Origin of the sequence: Devosia sp. Root436, from assembly GCF_001426345.1 — a bacterium.
In the GTDB taxonomy this organism is placed as follows: domain Bacteria; phylum Pseudomonadota; class Alphaproteobacteria; order Rhizobiales; family Devosiaceae; genus Devosia.
On sequence record NZ_LMEM01000013.1, the window covers coordinates 62,856 to 78,672 of the forward strand.

16 protein-coding genes are annotated in these 15,817 nt (G+C 63.7%); 12 read left to right on the top strand and 4 right to left on the bottom strand.

Features of this window, described 5'->3' with window-relative positions; all coding sequences use genetic code 11:
* The first annotated feature begins 24 nt into the window (after window positions 1-24).
* The 10 genes from ASD04_RS15000 to upp all read left to right on the top strand — a co-directional run bounded on the left by ASD04_RS15000 (window position 25) and on the right by upp (window position 11,982).
* Complete coding sequence (locus ASD04_RS15000) at window positions 25-1,635, top strand: ABC transporter ATP-binding protein (protein WP_056258626.1); 1,611 nt, start codon at window positions 25-27, stop codon at window positions 1,633-1,635.
* Window positions 1,632-2,762: an ABC transporter permease gene (locus ASD04_RS15005; RefSeq protein ID WP_056258628.1), complete on the top strand. Its 1,131-nt coding sequence runs from the start codon at window positions 1,632-1,634 to the stop codon at window positions 2,760-2,762. The genes ASD04_RS15000 and ASD04_RS15005 overlap by 4 nt, the downstream gene beginning before the upstream one ends.
* Window position 2,763: 1 nt before the next feature.
* Window positions 2,764-3,729 (top strand): ABC transporter permease, encoded by a 966-nt coding sequence (locus tag ASD04_RS15010; protein WP_056258631.1) that lies wholly within the window; start codon window positions 2,764-2,766, stop codon window positions 3,727-3,729.
* Window positions 3,730-3,902: 173 nt separating this feature from the next.
* On the top strand, window positions 3,903-4,313 hold the full coding sequence (locus ASD04_RS15015; protein ID WP_056258634.1) for a cytidine deaminase: 411 nt from the start codon (window positions 3,903-3,905) through the stop codon (window positions 4,311-4,313).
* Window positions 4,310-5,104 carry a purine-nucleoside phosphorylase gene (locus tag ASD04_RS15020; protein WP_056258636.1) on the top strand — a complete coding sequence of 265 codons (795 nt, stop codon included), beginning with the start codon at window positions 4,310-4,312 and terminating at the stop codon, window positions 5,102-5,104. Before ASD04_RS15015 ends, ASD04_RS15020 begins: the two co-directional genes overlap by 4 nt.
* Window positions 5,101-6,090 (top strand): deoxyribose-phosphate aldolase, encoded by a 990-nt coding sequence (gene deoC / locus ASD04_RS15025; RefSeq protein ID WP_056258639.1) that lies wholly within the window; start codon window positions 5,101-5,103, stop codon window positions 6,088-6,090. The genes ASD04_RS15020 and deoC overlap by 4 nt, the downstream gene beginning before the upstream one ends.
* Window positions 6,091-6,225: 135 nt before the next feature.
* Window positions 6,226-8,631 (top strand): aldehyde dehydrogenase family protein, encoded by a 2,406-nt coding sequence (locus ASD04_RS15030; RefSeq protein ID WP_056258642.1) that lies wholly within the window; start codon window positions 6,226-6,228, stop codon window positions 8,629-8,631.
* Window positions 8,632-8,779: 148 nt separating this feature from the next.
* On the top strand, window positions 8,780-10,102 hold the full coding sequence (gene deoA, locus ASD04_RS15035; RefSeq protein ID WP_056258645.1) for a thymidine phosphorylase: 1,323 nt from the start codon (window positions 8,780-8,782) through the stop codon (window positions 10,100-10,102).
* Window positions 10,103-10,105: 3 nt separating this feature from the next.
* On the top strand, window positions 10,106-11,323 hold the full coding sequence (locus ASD04_RS15040; RefSeq protein WP_056258647.1) for a phosphopentomutase: 1,218 nt from the start codon (window positions 10,106-10,108) through the stop codon (window positions 11,321-11,323).
* Window positions 11,324-11,340: 17 nt separating this feature from the next.
* On the top strand, window positions 11,341-11,982 hold the full coding sequence (gene upp, locus ASD04_RS15045; RefSeq protein WP_056258650.1) for a uracil phosphoribosyltransferase: 642 nt from the start codon (window positions 11,341-11,343) through the stop codon (window positions 11,980-11,982).
* 166 nt (window positions 11,983-12,148) lie between these two features.
* Here upp and ASD04_RS15050 read toward each other — a convergent pair whose 3' ends face one another.
* The 4 genes from ASD04_RS15050 to ASD04_RS15065 form a co-directional block, all read right to left on the bottom strand.
* Window positions 12,149-12,769: an HAD family phosphatase gene (locus ASD04_RS15050; protein WP_056258653.1), complete on the bottom strand. Its 621-nt coding sequence runs from the start codon at window positions 12,767-12,769 to the stop codon at window positions 12,149-12,151.
* A 68-nt stretch (window positions 12,770-12,837) separates the two neighbouring features.
* Window positions 12,838-13,422, bottom strand: a complete 585-nt coding sequence (locus tag ASD04_RS19215) for a TadE/TadG family type IV pilus assembly protein (protein WP_162245143.1) — start codon at window positions 13,420-13,422, stop codon at window positions 12,838-12,840.
* Entirely contained in the window at window positions 13,419-14,000 is a 582-nt protein-coding gene (locus tag ASD04_RS19485) for a TadE/TadG family type IV pilus assembly protein (protein ID WP_056258659.1), read from the bottom strand. The genes ASD04_RS19215 and ASD04_RS19485 overlap by 4 nt, the downstream gene beginning before the upstream one ends.
* A gap of 113 nt (window positions 14,001-14,113) precedes the next feature.
* Window positions 14,114-14,569, bottom strand: a complete 456-nt coding sequence (locus tag ASD04_RS15065; RefSeq protein WP_056258662.1) for a pilus assembly protein N-terminal domain-containing protein — start codon at window positions 14,567-14,569, stop codon at window positions 14,114-14,116.
* Window positions 14,570-14,957: 388 nt separating this feature from the next.
* On the opposite strand from ASD04_RS15065, the gene ASD04_RS15070 reads away from it, so the two are divergent.
* Window positions 14,958-15,167: a Flp family type IVb pilin gene (locus tag ASD04_RS15070; RefSeq protein ID WP_056258665.1), complete on the top strand. Its 210-nt coding sequence runs from the start codon at window positions 14,958-14,960 to the stop codon at window positions 15,165-15,167.
* Between the two features lie 124 nt (window positions 15,168-15,291).
* The gene (locus ASD04_RS15075; RefSeq protein ID WP_056258668.1) at window positions 15,292-15,792 is read left to right on the top strand and encodes a prepilin peptidase; all 501 of its coding nucleotides are present in this window, start codon (window positions 15,292-15,294) and stop codon (window positions 15,790-15,792) included.
* The last annotated feature ends 25 nt before the right edge of the window (window positions 15,793-15,817 follow it).

Below are 15,817 nucleotides of genomic sequence, written 5' to 3' on the forward strand. Positions count from 1 at the left end.
CGCTGGATGAGCCAGGATGGCCCCATGAACCCGCAGCGGCCGGAAACGGCCGCTGCTTCTGCCCCGGCCAGTGGCTGGGCGATCGAGCTTGAAAAGATCAACAAGCGGTTTGGCGCGGTTCACGCCAACAAGGACATCGACCTCAAGGTCGCCAGCGGTACCATCCACGGCATCGTGGGGGAGAATGGTGCGGGCAAGTCGACGCTCATGTCCATTCTCTATGGTTTCTACACCGCCGATAGCGGCACCATCCGCGTCAACGGCGCCCAACATGCCATTACCGACAGCCGCCATGCGCTGGCGCTCGGCATCGGCATGGTGCACCAGCATTTCATGCTGGTCGACAATTTCACCGTGCTCGAAAACATCGTGCTCGGCGCCGAGGATAGCGGCTTCATCAAGCCCAGCCTCGATCGCGCCCGCAAGGAGCTCGACCGCCTGGAGCAGGAATACGACCTCGAAGTCGATCCCGATGCCGTCATCGAGGATATCTCGGTCGGCCAGCAGCAGCGCGTGGAAATTTTGAAGGCGCTCTATCGCGGCGCCGAAACCCTCATTCTCGACGAGCCGACGGGCGTGCTGACGCCCAAGGAGGCCGATGATCTGTTCCGCGTGCTGCGCACCCTGCGCGAACAGGGCAAGACCATTATCCTGATCACCCACAAGCTGCGCGAGATCATGGCCATCACCGATTCCGTCTCGGTCATGCGCCAGGGCGAAATGGTCGCGACGCTCGAAACCGCCAAGACCAGCCCCGAGGAAATCGCCGAACTGATGGTCGGCCGCCGCGTGCTGCTGCAGGTGGAAAAAGGCCCGGCCAATCCCGGCAAGACGCTGCTCGAAGTGCAGAACCTGATCGTGTCGGACGATATGGGCGTCACTCGCGTCAAGGATGTGAGCTTTTCGGTCCGCGCTGGTGAGATCATCGGCATTGCCGGCGTTTCCGGCAATGGGCAGTCCGAGCTGCTGGAGTCGATTTCGGGCATGCGGGACCAGCAGGCGGGCACTGTCCTGCTCAACGGCCAGCCGCTGTCGCTCGAAGGCGATGACGGCGCGGCGCGGGCCCGTGTCGCGGGCCTCGCCCATGTGCCCGAAGACCGGCAGCGCATGGGTCTGGTGACGACCTTTTCCGAATGGGAAAACGCCATTCTGGGCTATCAGGATAGCCCTGAATACGGCTCGGGCGCCTTGCTCGATATCGGCGCCGCCAAAAAGGCCGCCGCTAGCCATATCGAGCTTTTCGACGTGCGCCCGGCCAATATCAATCTCAAGACCTCGCTGTTCTCCGGCGGCAATCAGCAGAAGATCGTGCTGGCCCGAGAGATGGAGCGCGATCCCGACGTGCTGGTCATCGGCCAGCCGACCCGCGGTGTCGATATCGGTGCCATCGAGTTCATCCACAAGGAAATCATCAAGATGCGGGACGAGGGCAAGGCCATCCTGCTCGTCTCGGTCGAGCTGGATGAAATCCGCTCGCTGGCCGACCGCATTCTCGTGATGTTCGACGGCGTCATCGTCGGCGAGGCCGATCCGGCCACCGCCACCGAAGGCGAACTCGGCCTGATGATGGCCGGCATCAACAACAAGACCGCGCCACGCGGCCTCGGCATCGCCGAACAGGGACCCCTCCCATGAGCGCCCGCAGACCCCTTCCACGCTGGGCCGACGTAGCCCTGCTGCCGGCGATCAACCTGGCGCTGGCCTTCCTCGTCTCCGGCCTGGTCGTGCTGCTGGTCGGTGAAAACCCGTTCCACGCCATCCAGGTCATCATCTATGGCGCCTTCGGCTATGGCGACGGCTTCGGCTACACCCTCTACTACGCCACCAATTTCGTCTTCACCGGCCTTGCCGTGGCTGTCGCGGCCCATGCCGGTCTCTTCAATATCGGTGGCGATGGCCAGGCCTATGTCGCCGGCCTCGGCGCCGTCGTCGTGGCCCTGGCGCTCGACCAGACCCATTGGCTCCTCGCCATGCCGGCCGCGGTGATCGCCGCTGCCGCAGTCGGCGGCTTCTGGGCCTTCATCCCCGGCTGGCTGCAGGCCAAGCGCGGCAGCCATGTCGTCATCACCACCATCATGTTCAACTTCATCGCCGCGGCCTTGATGGTCTACATGGTCAATCGTGTGCTCAAGCCCGCCTCGACCATGGCGCCGGAATCCGCGACCATCGACGTGGCCGGACGCGTCCCGCAACTGCGCCAGTTCTTCTCCTTCTTCGGCTATTCGCCGGTCAACCTGTCCATCGTCATCGCCATCCTTGCTCTGGTCGGGGTCTATATCCTCGTCTGGCACACCAAGTTCGGCTATGCCATGCGCGTGCTCGGCGCCAACCCGACGGCCTCGCGCTATGCCGGCATTTCCAACTCCAGGATGATCATGATCACCATGACCATTTCTGGCGCGCTGGCCGGCATGGTGGCGATCAACGAAGTCATGGGCGTGCAGAACCGTCTCGTGCTTGACTATGTCGCCGGCGCCGGCTTCGTCGGTATCGCCGTGGCGCTGATGGGCCGAAACCACCCCATCGGCATCGCGCTGGCCGCCCTGCTGTTCGGCGCGCTCTACCAGGGCGGGCAGGAGCTACAATTCGTCATTCCCGGCATTACCCGCGAAATGATCGTGGTCATCCAGGCGCTCGTGATCCTCTTCACCGGCGCCATGGAAGGTCTGTTCCGGCCCTCGCTCGAACGCGCCTTCATGCTGCTTTCGCCCGAGCAGAAGGCCGATGCCGTCGCGGTCTCCACCGCCAAGTCGGAGAGCTGACATGGATCTCGCTGCCATCCTCTCCATTCTCGACGCCACGATCCGCCTCTCGACGCCTTTGCTGCTGGCGTGCCTGGCCGGCATGTATTCCGAGCGGGCGGGCCTGTTCGATATCGGCCTTGAAGGCAAGATGCTTGCGGCCGCCTTTGCCGCCGGCGCCGTAGCGGCCATTTCCGGCTCGGCCTGGCTGGGCCTTCTGGCCGGCATGGTGGTATCGCTGGGCACCTCGCTGCTGCAGGGCGTTGCCGCCATTTCGCTCAAGGGCAACCAACTCATTGCCGGCGTCGCCATCAACATGCTCGCCGCCGGCATGACCACCTTTCTCGGCCAGACCTGGTTCCACCAGGGCGGGCGCACCCCGCCTTTGGGCGAGGGCGGCCGGTTCGAGACGATCACGCTGCCCTTCGCCGATGAACTGGCGGGCGTGCCGATCCTCGGGCCCATCTATGCCGATCTGATTTCGGGTCACTACATCCTGGTCTATATCGCTTTCATCATGGTGGCGGTCACCTGGTTCGTGCTGTTCCGCACCCGCTTCGGCCTGCGCCTGCGCGCCGTGGGCGAAAATCCCAAGGCGGTGGATACGGCCGGCATTTCGGTGGTCAAGCTCCGCTATCAGGCGGTCATCATCACCGGCCTGCTCTGCGGCCTGGCCGGCGCCTATTTCTCCATCGCCCAGGGCTCGGGCTTCGGCAACAACATGACGGCGGGCAAGGGCTATATCGCTCTCGCTGCGCTGATCTTCGCCAAGTGGAAACCCGTGCCGGCCATGTTCACCTGTCTGCTGTTCGGCTTCCTCGATGCCTTGCAGATCAGGCTGCAGAGTGCGCAATTGTTCGGCATCGAAGTGCCGGTCCAGGCCATTCAGGCTTTGCCCTATGTGCTGACCGTGGTTCTGCTGGCGGGATTCATCGGCAAGGCCGTCGGCCCCAAGGCTGGTGGCGTACCCTACACCAAGGAGCGCTAGCGCTCCGTCCCCCTCGCCCCTCAGGGGAGAGGGTAGCGCCGCCAGGAGCGAAGCGACTTGGCAAAGCTGGGGTTAGGGGTGAAGCCACACGGCTCCACCTCGATGCTGAACCCCTCATCCGGCCCTGCGGGCCACCTCTCCCCTCAGGGGAGAAGGAAGAACGGAGCATTACGATGTCGAAGACTCCGACCGACCAGGCCTTGTTCAAGGCCGCGGAAGCCATTCGCGCCAAGGCCTATGCGCCCTATTCCCGCTTTTCCGTGGGCGCGGCCATCCTTGCCGATGACGGCAAGATCTATTCCGGCTGCAATATCGAGAATGCCGCCTATCCGGTTGGAAACTGCGCCGAGGCCTCGGCCATTGCGGCCATGATTGCGGGTGGCGGCAAGCGCATCACCCGCATTTATGTCACCGGCCCGGGCAAGGCCCCCGTCACCCCCTGCGGCGCCTGCCGCCAGCGCATTCGCGAATTCGCCGACCTTACGGTGCAGGTGATCAGCCACGGAGTCGACGGTACCCCGCTGGTCTGCACCCTCGAGCAATTGCTGCCGCACAGCTTCGGCCCGGAGTACCTGCCGAAATGAGCAAGGCCGCCCGGACTATTCAGAAGATTGCGGGCAAGGAGCCCATATCGGCCGCCATCGTGCTCGGCTCGGGCCTTTCGGCCATTGGCGACCTGCTGGCCGACAAGGTGACAATCCCCTATTCCGAGCTCAAGGGCTTTCCCGGCGGCGGCGTCTCCGGCCATGGCCGCGACCTCTTGATCGGCACTCTGGGCGGCAAGCGCGTCGCCGTCCTCACCGGCCGCGAGCACTATTACGAACGCGGCAATGCCGCCGCCATGCGGCCGGCCCTCGAAGCCATGGCCGCCCTCGGCGCCCACACCCTGCTGCTGACCAATTCGGCCGGCTCGGTCGACGACCGTTTCCGCCCCGGCGACCTGATGCTGATCGCCGACCACATCAACTATGCCGGCATGAACCCGCTGATCGGTGAACCCACCGACCGCCGCTTTGTGAACATGGTCGGCTGCTACGCCCCCGACCTGCGCGCCAAGGCGCAAGGCCTCGCCGAGCGGCTCGATATCAAGCTCGGGGAGGGGGTCTATCTCTGGTATTCCGGCCCCAGCTTCGAGACTGTCGCCGAAATCCAGATGGCCATTCGCCTGGGCGCCAATGCCGTCGGCATGTCCACGGCACCAGAAGTCATTCTCGGGCGTTTCCTTGGCATGAAGGTCTGTGCCTGCTCGTCCATCACCAATATGGGCGCCGGCCTGTCGACCGAAAATATCAGCCATGAGCATACCAAGACCATGGCAGTAGAGGGCGCGGACAAGCTGAAAAAGCTGCTCCCCGCGCTGGTGGAGGAACTATGAGCCTGCGTGTCGTAGACAACAGCCATTCCGAGGCGACCCACAAGCGCAATCCCGGCTTCCCGCTCGATCTCGATTGGGTCGAGCGCATCCGCATGAACCGCTCCGCGCTGGAGCGTCGTGCCGGCACGATCGGCACCCGCCGCACCGTCAAGAAGGACTATCAGCTCGCCTGGCTGCTCAAGGCCATCACGCTGATCGACCTGACCACGCTCAATTCCGACGATACCGACGGCCGCGTCGAACGCCTCTGCGCCAAGGCACGCCATCCCCTGCGGCAGGACATTCTCGACCGCCTCGATGTCGGCAGCCTGCGCATCCTGCCCGGCGCCGTCTGCGTCTACCACAACTTCGTCAAGACCGCGGTCAATGCGCTTGAAGGCACCGGCATTCCGGTCGCAGCCGTCTCCACCGCCTTTCCGCATGGCCTCGCCCCGGTCGAAACCAAGCTCCGCGAGATAGAACTGTCGGTGGCCGATGGCGCCAGGGAAATCGACATCGTCATCGAGCGCGGCATGGTCCTGCGCGGCGACTGGCAGGCGCTCTACGATCAGGTCAAGGCGTTCCGCAAGGCCTGCGGCGACGCCCATATCAAGACCATCCTGGGCACGGGCGAATTGGCCACCCAGACCAATATCGCCAAGGCGAGCCTGGTCTGCATGCTGGCCGGCGCCGATTTCATCAAGACCTCCACCGGCAAGGAAAAGGTCAACGCCAACCTCGTGACGTCCCTGACCATGATCCGCATGATCCGATGGTTCGCCGAGGAAACCGGCATCGAGATCGGCTACAAGCCCGCCGGCGGCATCGCCACGGCAGGCGACGCCATCAAATACATGGCGCTGATGAAGGAAGAACTGGGCACCCACTGGCTCCAGCCCCACCTCTTCCGCTTCGGCGCATCGAGCCTGCTCACCGATATTGAGCGCCAACTGGAACACGGCCTTACCGGCCACTACGCGGCGGACTACCGCCAGCCGATGGTGTGAGTTTCCGACGCGGGCTCACGCGCGCAATGAGCGCCGAGCCATTCCTCTACCCGTCGGGGAGAGGTCGCCCGAAGGGCGGGTGAGGGGGGTGCCTCCACCGATACGAAATTTCCGGCACTCTGAAGGAGGCCACACATGAACAAGATCGCGCAAATCTTCCAGTCACTCGACTACGGCCCGGCCCCCGAAGGCCCCGATCAGGCCAATGCCTGGCTCGACAGCCATGGCCGCAAGTTCGGCCATTTCATCGACGGCAAATGGACCAAGCCCGGCAAGACCTTTGCCAGCGACAACCCCGCCACCAGCCAGAAACTGGCCGACATCACCGATGGTACCGCCGAGGATGTCGACAAGGCCGTCAAGGCCGCCAGTACCGCCTTCAAGTCGTGGTCGGCTTTGTCGGGCTACGAGCGCGGCAAATATCTCTATGCCATCGCCCGCGCCATCCAGAAGCAGTCCCGCCTCTTCGCCGTGCTCGAAACCATGGACAATGGCAAGCCGATCCGCGAAAGCCGCGACGTCGATATCCCGCTGGTCGCCCGCCATTTCTACCACCACGCCGGCTGGGCTACCCATCTGAGCCGTGAATTCCCCGATGCCGTCCCCTATGGCGTCTGCGGCCAGATCATTCCGTGGAATTTCCCGCTGCTGATGCTGGCCTGGAAGATCGCCCCGGCCCTCGCCGCCGGCAATACGGTCGTGCTCAAGCCCGCCGAATTCACCTCGCTGACGGCGCTGCTTTTCGCCGAGATTTGCGAACGCACCGGCCTGCCCAAGGGGGTCGTGAATATCGTCACCGGGGAAGGCGATACCGGCGCCGCCATCGTCAATCATCCCGATATCGACAAGATCGCCTTCACCGGCTCGACCGAAGTGGGCAAGATCATCCGCCAGGCCACGGCCGGCTCCGGCAAGGGCCTTTCGCTCGAATTGGGCGGCAAGAGCCCCTATATCGTCTTTGAGGATGCCGATATCGACAGCGCCATCGAAGGCCTGGTCGATGCCATCTGGTTCAACCAGGGCCAGGTCTGCTGTGCCGGCTCCCGCCTGCTCGTGCAGGAAAGCATTGAGGAGCGCTTCATCGCCAAGCTGAAGAAGCGCATGTCCACCCTCCGCGTCGGCGACCCCCTCGACAAGTCCGTCGATATCGGCGCCCTCGTCGCCCCCATCCAGGTCGAGCGCATCAAGGACCTGATGCAGCGCGGCACCAAGGAAGGCGCCATCATCTACGAACCCGATGGCGATCTGCCCAACGGCACCTGCTTCCTCAAGCCCGTCCTCGTCACTAATGTCTCGCCCGCCAATACGCTGGTAGCCGAGGAAATCTTCGGGCCCGTGCTGGTCGCCATGAGCTTCCGCACCCCCGAGGAGGCGGTGGCCCTCGCCAACAACACCAAATATGGCCTCGCCGCCACCATCTGGAGCGAGAACATCAATCTTGCCCTCGACATCGCGCCGAAGATCAAGGCCGGCGTGGTCTGGATCAACGGCACCAACAATTTCGACGCCGCCGTCGGCTTCGGCGGTTACAAGGAGAGCGGCTTCGGCCGCGAGGGTGGCCGCGAAGGCATGGGCGCCTATCTCAAGCCGGCTTGGGAAAAAGGACTTAAAACAGCTCCGGTTGTTAAGAGTAGCCCTCATGGTGAGGCGGGAGCGTCAGCGACCCTCGAACCACGAGGGCGTGGCACGAACCCCCTCGACACCCCCCATCTCGACCAGACTGCCAAGATGTATATCGGCGGCAAGCAGGCCCGCCCCGACAGCGGCTATTCCCGCCCCGTGCTCGACCCGTCAGGCAAGCTGGTTGGCGAAGTGGGCGACGGTAACCGCAAGGATATCCGCAACGCCGTCGAAGCCGCCCGTATTGCGCTCTCCTGGTCCACGTCAGCGGCCCATACCCGCGCACAAATCCTCTATTTCCTCGCCGAAAACCTCGACTACCGCCGCGACGAATTCGCCGCCCGCCTCAAGGCGCAGACCGGCGAGGACGGCGCCGAGGAAGTCGCGCTATCGGTCGAACGCCTCTTCGCCTTCGCCGGCTGGGCCGACAAATACGATGGCGCGGTCCACAATCCGCCCTTGCGCGCCGTGGCCGCCGCCATGGTCGAGCCGCTCGGCGTCCTCGGCATCGTCGCCCCCCAGTCGCGCCCGCTGCTCGGCGCCATCGCCCTGCTCGCCCCGGCTCTGGCCATGGGCAATACCACCGTGCTGGTCCCCTCCGAGCGTTCGCCCCTCAGCGTCACCGACCTCTATCAGGTCCTCGAAACCTCCGATGTCCCCTCCGGCGTCGTCAACATCGTCACCGGCGACAGCGTCACCCTGGCCAAGACCCTGGCCGAACATGACGGCATCGACGCCCTCTGGTTCGCCGGCAGCGCCGAAGCCTCCGCCATGGTCGAAAAGGCCTCGATCACCAATCTCAAGCAGACATGGACGACGCGCGGTCTCGCTTACGACCTCGCCGACCGCCGCTTTGAAGGCGACTACTTCCTCGGCAAAGCCACGCAGGTCAAGAACGTCTGGATTCCATACGGGGCCTAAAGCCTCAACCCACGCGGTGTCATCCCGGCGAAGGCCGGGATCCATCCTGAGATACTGCCATGATCACCAATCTCAGGATGGACCCCGGCCTTCGCCGGGGTGACATGGTGGGTGTGGCGGTTCCCGGATAACAAATCGAAAGCCACCCATGGTCTTCCTTCCCCAAGAAGTCATCCTCAACAAGCGCAACGGTGAAGTCCTCACTTCCGCCGAAATCGCCGACTTCATCGCCGGCTTTGCCCAGGGCACCGTCTCGCACGCCCAGGCCGCCGCCTTCGCCATGGCGGTCTATTTCCAGGACATGACCATGCCCGAGCGTGTGGCGCTCACCCTGGCCATGCGCGACTCCGGCACCGTGCTCGACTGGTCCGAGCTCGATGGCCCGGTGGCCGACAAGCACTCCACCGGCGGCGTTGGCGACAATGTCAGCCTTATGCTTGCGCCGATCCTGGCCGCCATCGGCATCTATGTGCCGATGATATCCGGCCGCGGCCTCGGCCATACCGGCGGCACCCTCGACAAGTTCGATTCCATCCCCGGCTACACCACCAGCCCGGACAACGCCTTGTTCCGCAAGGTGGTGCGCGAAGCCGGCTGCGCCATTATCGGCCAGACCGCCGACCTCGCCCCCGCCGACAAGACGCTCTACGCCATCCGCGATGTCACCGGCACGGTCGAATCCATCGCCCTCATCACCGCCTCGATTCTGTCCAAGAAACTCGCCGCCGGCCTCGGCGCGCTGGTGCTCGACGTCAAGACCGGTTCGGGCGCCTTCATGCCCACGCTGGAAAAGTCCCGCGCCCTGGCCGAAAGCCTGGTCGATGTTGCCAATGGCGCCGGCCTCAGGACCAGTGCCATCATCACCGATATGAATGAACCCCTGGCCAGCGCCGCCGGCAATGGTCTGGAAGTCCGCAACGCCGTCGATTTCCTCACCGGCACCCATCAGGATGCTCGCCTGCGCGAAGTCACGCTCGCCCTCTGTGCCGAAGCCGCGCGCATGACCGGCAAGGCGGCAACCGCCGATGCGGCGCTTGCCCTCGTGTCCGATGCCCTCGATAGCGGCCGCGCCGCCGAGCATTTCGCCCGCATGGTGACCGGCCTGGGCGGCCCCGCCGATTTCATCGCCAATATGGATCGCCACCTCGCCCCCGCGCCCATCGTCCGCGATGTCTTCGCCGCAGGGCAGGGGCCCATTGTCGATATCGACACGCGCGGCGTCGGCATGGCCGTTGTCGCCCTCGGCGGTGGCCGCACCATGCCATCGGACAGCATTGATCATCGCGTCGGCTTCGACCGCCTGGCCGCGCTGGGCACCAATGTCGGCAACGGCGCGCCCATCGCCCGCATCCATGCGCGCGATGAAGCCTCCGCCGCCGATGCTGAATCCCGCCTCAAATCCGCCTATCGCCTCGGCGACACCCCGCCGCGCCATCCCCTGATTGCCGCGCATATCCCGCCAACGGAGTAAGCCATGCCTCGCGCCATTCTTTGCATTCTCGACAGCGTCGGCATTGGCGGCGCGCCCGACGCCGATAGATATGGCGATACCGGCTCCAACACCTTCGGCCACATCGCCGAATGGGCCGCATCGGGCAAGGCCGACAAGGCGGGCCTGCGCTCCGGCCCGCTCAATGTCCCCAATATGGATGCCCTCGGCATCGGCGCCGCCATCGCACTCTCTACTGGCAAGCTGCCGCCCAATCTTTCCGCCACGGCCAAGGGCGGCCGCTTCGGCGTCGGTCGCGAAGTCAGCAATGGCAAGGATACACCCTCGGGCCATTGGGAAATGGCCGGCGTGCCCGTGCCTTTCGATTGGGGCTATTTCCCCCAGACCGAGCCGACCTTCCCACCCGACCTGATCGCCGAATTCATCAAGCGTGCCAAGCTCCCCGGCATCCTTGGCGACAAGCACGCCTCGGGCACCACCATCATCGCCGAACTGGGCGAGGAGAGCATCCGCACCGGCAAGCCCATCTGCTACACCTCCATCGACTCGGTGTTCCAGATCGCCGGCCACGAGACCCATTTCGGCCTCGAACGCCTCTACGAGATTTGCCAGATCGCCTTCGAACTGACCGCCCCGCTGATGATCGGCCGCGTCATCGCTCGCCCCTTCATTGGCGAGGATGCTGCGAGTTTCAAGCGCACCGGCAATCGGCGGGACTTTGCCATTGCGCCGCCCGAGCCGACTTTGCTCGACCGCAACCAGCAGGCCGGCAATCAGGTCTATGCCATCGGCAAGATTTCCGACATCTATGCTGGCCATGGCGTCACCCACAAGATCAAGGGGACCGGCCTGGCCCAACTCTTCGACAAGACGCTCGACGCTATGGAAATGGCTGCCGACAACGCTTTCATCATGACCAATTTCGTCGATTTCGACAGTGAATACGGCCATCGCCGCGACGTGCCCGGCTATGCCGCGGCGCTCGAATATTTCGATTCCCGCCTGCCCGAATTGATCAGCAAGCTACGCCACGATGACCTGCTGGTCCTCAGCGCCGATCACGGCAACGATCCGACCTGGCAGGGCACCGACCATACCCGCGAACAGGTGCCGATCCTGCTCTTTTCCCCAAGCCTGGCGCAGGGGGAGATTGGCATTCGCACCACCTTCGCCGATATTGGCGAAAGCATTGCCCGCTGGCTCGGCCTCGCGCCGGGCCGCCACGGCAAATCCTTCCTCTAGCGCCAGCGGTGGTTTCCATGAGCACAAGAACCGGCAATGTCACCGTCCTCGATCATCCCCTGATCCAGCACAAGCTGACCATCATGCGGAACAAGGAAACCTCCATAGCCGGCTTCCGCCGCCTGTTGCGCGAGATCGCCCATCTGATGTGCTACGAGGTGACGCGCGATCTCGAACTGGAGATGATCCCGATCGAGACCCCGATGGCGGCCATGGATTCCCCCGCCATCAAGGGCAAGAAGCTGGTCTTCGCCTCGATCCTGCGTGCCGGCAACGGCCTGCTCGATGGTATGCTCGATTTGGTGCCCGCCGCCCGCGTCGCCCATATCGGCCTCTATCGCGATCACGAAACGCTGGAGCCGGTCGAATATTACTTCAAGGCCCCAGCCGACCTGGCCAATCGGCTGATCATCGTCGTCGATCCCATGCTGGCCACCGGCAATTCAGCCACGGCGGCCATTGAAAAACTCAAGGAACGCGGCGCCAACGATATCCGCTTCCTCTGCTTGCTGGCCGCCCCCGAAGGCATCAAGAACTTCACCGAAAGCCAGCCCGACGTCCCGGTCTTCACCGCCGCCATCGACAGCCACCTCAACGAAAAAGGCTATATCGTCCCCGGCCTGGGCGATGCGGGGGACAGGATGTACGGGACGAAGTAATCTTTCTTCCCCCTCTCCCCTTGAGGGAGAGGGATAGAAAATCCTCGTTCAGAGGATTTTCTTGGGTGAGGGGTGCTGCGTTCTCCCATGCTTCAGGGCTCGTGGAAGCAACCCCTCATCCGCCCTTCGGGCACCTTCTCCCCCAAGGGGAGAGGGGGAAAGCGCCTCACTTCCCCTTCAGCGGCAGCCCCAGCGCGATCAGCTCTTTCCGCAGCATCGCCGGGTCCTTGAAGTGCACCCCGTGCATGCCGTATTTCCGCGCCGCCACGATATTGGGCTCGCTGTCGTCGACGAACACGCAATTGTCCGGAGCCAGGCTGTAGCGTTCGCAGAACACGCGATAGAGGCGCGGATCGGGCTTTACCAGCCCTTCGAGACCCGACACGATCACCCCGTCGAATTTTTCGAGGAACGGCCAGTCGCCCAGGCAGCTCACCCACTTCTCCCAGGAGAAGTTGGTGATGGCAAAGGTGGGAATATCCTGTGCGATCAGCTCGTCATGGATGTCGATCGTACCCTGGATGAAGTCGCCCAGCGTTTCCTTCCAGCGCAGGTCATAGGCCTGGATTTCGCGCCAGTATTTCGGGAAGCGCGTGATCAACTTGGCCACGCCCTCCGAATAGATTTCGCCGGCGTCGAATTCGAGGTTCCAGTCCAGCGTGCAGATATTCTGGTGGAACCACAGCGCATCCTCTTCGCTCTCGAAGAGCTTGCGGAACAGGTACATCGGGTTCCAGTCGACGAACACGCCGCCAAGGTCGAACACGGGAACAAGCGTATCGTTCATGAGCATACCGCCGCACAGGAGAGGATGCCGGCTTGTGGCATGGCCGGTAGGGCCGCGCAAGCCGCCGGCTAATTGACGGTGATGCTGCCGCCGAACCGCGGCATCAGGAAGTTCTCGCGGTAGAGATTGATCGGCTGGTTGAGGACGAAGCCATAGAGCGGGGTATGGCTGTAGGTGCCCTCGGCAACGATGACGAATGTATCCTTGGCATCGTCGCGCGCGACGTTTCTCATGGCCACCGGCAGGGCGAAGGTGGATCCAGCCTCATGGGGCCCCGCGCTCAGCGCGTCGTTCGCATATTGCCAGGACCATTCGACGGTCGTCGTGCCGTCGGGCTGCACCCGCACCTGTGACACCACCTGGCGCAACGGGTCGGACGGGTAGGGCGTCATGATCCCGCCGGCCGCCTGGAAATAGTCGGTCAGCGCCGCCGTGGTGATCGTGGTGTCCGAGCGGGCGACCAGGTCGCCCAGGGTGCCGGCCACCGACTGCACCCGGCGATCCATGGCAATTGCGGCGCTGGCCTCGACCGAGCCGATATAGACCAGCAACATGATCGGCAGGATCAGCGCGAATTCCACTGCCGCCACGCCGTCTTCGCGCAGGCGCAACTGCCGCAGCCGGGCCAGCAATCGCTGCAATGCCGTTCTCATGTGAATGGCTCGTTGCGGAACACGGTGGCCGCGCCCATCAGGCGCTTGCCGTCCGGCAGGTTCCCCATGCCCAGGCTCCCCAGCGGCAGAATCACCGGCCACTGGTAATAAACCTGCACGGCCACGATGCTTGACCCCTGCCCGGGCGTGAAGGTCTCGGGCCGTGTCCAGTCGCTGCAGCCATCGTCGTCCTCGTCGCAGCTCCAGTTGACCGGCGGGGTCATGCTCGCCGCATTGAAATTGTCGATCACCTGCACTTCGACATGCAGGCCATCGCAATTGGTGAACAGGCCGAAGAGCCGGTCGCATACATCCTGCTTGAACTGGGCCGGCGTCATGCCCGCCTGCTGGGCCTGTCCGGTGCGGATCAGCCGGCTGACATCCTGCACGGCGCTGTCGAGGATTTGCCCCGACAGGAACACGACCGAAGTCTCCAGGATAGCGCCGACGATCGAAAAGAACGGCACCGCGAGCAGGCCGAATTCCACCACGGTCACGCCCCGCTCGTCGCGCAGGAAACCGCGCTGCCGCCGGGGCAGCAGGGCTCGTCCGATCCGCGATGCAAGACGTCGGCTCATGGTCCAGCCCGGTTTGCGCGATCCGGCAAACCTAGCCGTGCATGGATAAAAGATGGTTAGGAGGAGCGCGTAGCGTCCCGGCAACTACCACCACGGTTAATAGGCCGTGAATCTCAGTTGGCGAGCTGCTGGACCAGTTGCGAGGAGGCGATGGCCTGGGACGAAAAGTTCGTGTCGTCGCCCATCATCACCACCGACTGGCAGATCGGCGCACAGGCCAGGCTCGTCCGGGCCTGCCCCTGGTATACGGTCACCACGCCGGCCTGCATCTGCACCACCTCGATCAGCGTGTCGGCAATCGGATTGCCGGCACTGTCGAGCACGATCAGGTTGGTCTGCCCGAAGCTCTTGCCGGTGAGGATCAGCGTCTGCGGGTCCTGGATGGTCACGTCGGCAATGCCGGGATTGCCGATGATCACAGTGGCGGCGGCGGCATTGATGCGCAGGATGCGCGCCATGTTGACATTGACGTTGATCGGCGCGCCGTCGCTTGCCATGGCCGCTGCCGGGGCGAGGGCCGATGCCAGCGACAGGCTGAGTGCGAAGGCGGCGGCAAGCATGGGGCGCATGGGGCGGTTCCGGCGTACTGATACTCGATGCCGCCATTTTCGGTGCGAATGGTTTATATTTGGCAAACGCCGCCAACAGTGCCCGCTCCAGTCAATCCAAGTCAGTCGGCTCGATATCGTAGTAGAGCCAGGTACAATTGGTCATTTGTCGCCATGGGCGCAATACCTAGGGAAATCTGCTCAATATACCGTGGCGCGCGCGGGCTTCATAAAATGCGACAAACTGCGTTAACCTTCTGATTAATATAATAAATCCGCGAACAAACGGCGAGCGCCTGCATCCGTCAATTAACGCAATTTCAAGGACTCCCGACTAGCCTCGGGCCGTGTTCGATGTGTGACGTGTCGAACGATGACGTCCTCGATGACGTAAAAATGGAGCCTGGGAATGAACATCTTCGCACGTTTCGCCAAGGACGAGTCCGGCGCGACCGCAATTGAATACGGCCTCATCGCCGCTCTGATCTCTGTCGGCATCATCCTTGCCGCTTCCGCCCTCGGTACCAACCTGGGCACGCTGTTTAACGGCATTGCCGGCCAGCTCAATGTAACCGTGCCCGGCGGCACGACTCCCCCGGCTGGCGGTGGCACGACCTAAGACCGACTAGTCTTTCAGATCAAAGGGAGGGGTGCTTGCACCCCTCCCTTTTCATTTGGGCTTTCTTAACGGCGGTTTGGCACTCTGGAGGACGCGGGTTTCGCACCAGCCAGGGATTTGAACCATGTCAACCGTAGCGATGCTGCTCTTTCCGCTCGGCATGGCCCTGGCCGCATCGTCCGACCTGCTCACCATGCGCATTTCCAACAAGCTGGTGCTGTTCCTGGTTGCCAGCTTCTGCATCCTGGCCATCGCCATCAACCTGCCCCTGCAGCAGTTTGCCATGCACGTAACCTGTGCGCTCGCCGTGCTGGCCGCCGGCTTTACCCTCTTCGCCCTGCGCTGGATCGGCGGCGGCGACGCCAAGCTGGCTGCCGCGACCACGCTGTGGCTCGGCTTCGGGCTGACCCTGCCCTATCTCGTCTATGCCGCATTGCTGGGCGGCGTGCTGACCCTGCTGATCCTGGCTCTGCGCCGCCTGCCGCTGACCCCGTTCCTGGCGCGTTATCGCTGGCTCGAGCGGCTGCACGACAACAAGTCCGGCGTGCCCTATGGCATTGCCCTGGCCCTGGCCGGGCTGCTCACCTATACCAATTCGGCGATATTCGAGCGCCTGACCGCCTAGTGCTTTCCGGCCACCAGCGTCTCCC

Excerpts from the sequence above, each read along its gene's own strand:
- ASD04_RS15075 (WP_056258668.1), top strand. The coding sequence starts at position 15,292 with ATGTCAACCGTAGCGATGCTGCTCTTTCCGCTCGGCATGGCCCTGGCC.
- ASD04_RS15005 (WP_056258628.1), top strand. The coding sequence starts at position 1,632 with ATGAGCGCCCGCAGACCCCTTCCACGCTGGGCCGACGTAGCCCTGCTG.
- ASD04_RS19215 (WP_162245143.1), bottom strand. The coding sequence starts at position 13,422 with ATGAGAACGGCATTGCAGCGATTGCTGGCCCGGCTGCGGCAGTTGCGC.
- ASD04_RS15070 (WP_056258665.1), top strand. The coding sequence starts at position 14,958 with ATGAACATCTTCGCACGTTTCGCCAAGGACGAGTCCGGCGCGACCGCA.
- ASD04_RS15040 (WP_056258647.1), top strand. The coding sequence starts at position 10,106 with ATGCCTCGCGCCATTCTTTGCATTCTCGACAGCGTCGGCATTGGCGGC.
- ASD04_RS15065 (WP_056258662.1), bottom strand. The coding sequence starts at position 14,569 with ATGCGCCCCATGCTTGCCGCCGCCTTCGCACTCAGCCTGTCGCTGGCA.
- ASD04_RS15015 (WP_056258634.1), top strand. The coding sequence starts at position 3,903 with ATGTCGAAGACTCCGACCGACCAGGCCTTGTTCAAGGCCGCGGAAGCC.
- ASD04_RS15050 (WP_056258653.1), bottom strand. The coding sequence starts at position 12,769 with ATGAACGATACGCTTGTTCCCGTGTTCGACCTTGGCGGCGTGTTCGTC.
- ASD04_RS15030 (WP_056258642.1), top strand. The coding sequence starts at position 6,226 with ATGAACAAGATCGCGCAAATCTTCCAGTCACTCGACTACGGCCCGGCC.
- ASD04_RS15020 (WP_056258636.1), top strand. The coding sequence starts at position 4,310 with ATGAGCAAGGCCGCCCGGACTATTCAGAAGATTGCGGGCAAGGAGCCC.
- upp (WP_056258650.1), top strand. The coding sequence starts at position 11,341 with ATGAGCACAAGAACCGGCAATGTCACCGTCCTCGATCATCCCCTGATC.
- ASD04_RS15000 (WP_056258626.1), top strand. The coding sequence starts at position 25 with ATGAACCCGCAGCGGCCGGAAACGGCCGCTGCTTCTGCCCCGGCCAGT.
- deoC (WP_056258639.1), top strand. The coding sequence starts at position 5,101 with ATGAGCCTGCGTGTCGTAGACAACAGCCATTCCGAGGCGACCCACAAG.
- ASD04_RS19485 (WP_056258659.1), bottom strand. The coding sequence starts at position 14,000 with ATGAGCCGACGTCTTGCATCGCGGATCGGACGAGCCCTGCTGCCCCGG.
- deoA (WP_056258645.1), top strand. The coding sequence starts at position 8,780 with ATGGTCTTCCTTCCCCAAGAAGTCATCCTCAACAAGCGCAACGGTGAA.
- ASD04_RS15010 (WP_056258631.1), top strand. The coding sequence starts at position 2,764 with ATGGATCTCGCTGCCATCCTCTCCATTCTCGACGCCACGATCCGCCTC.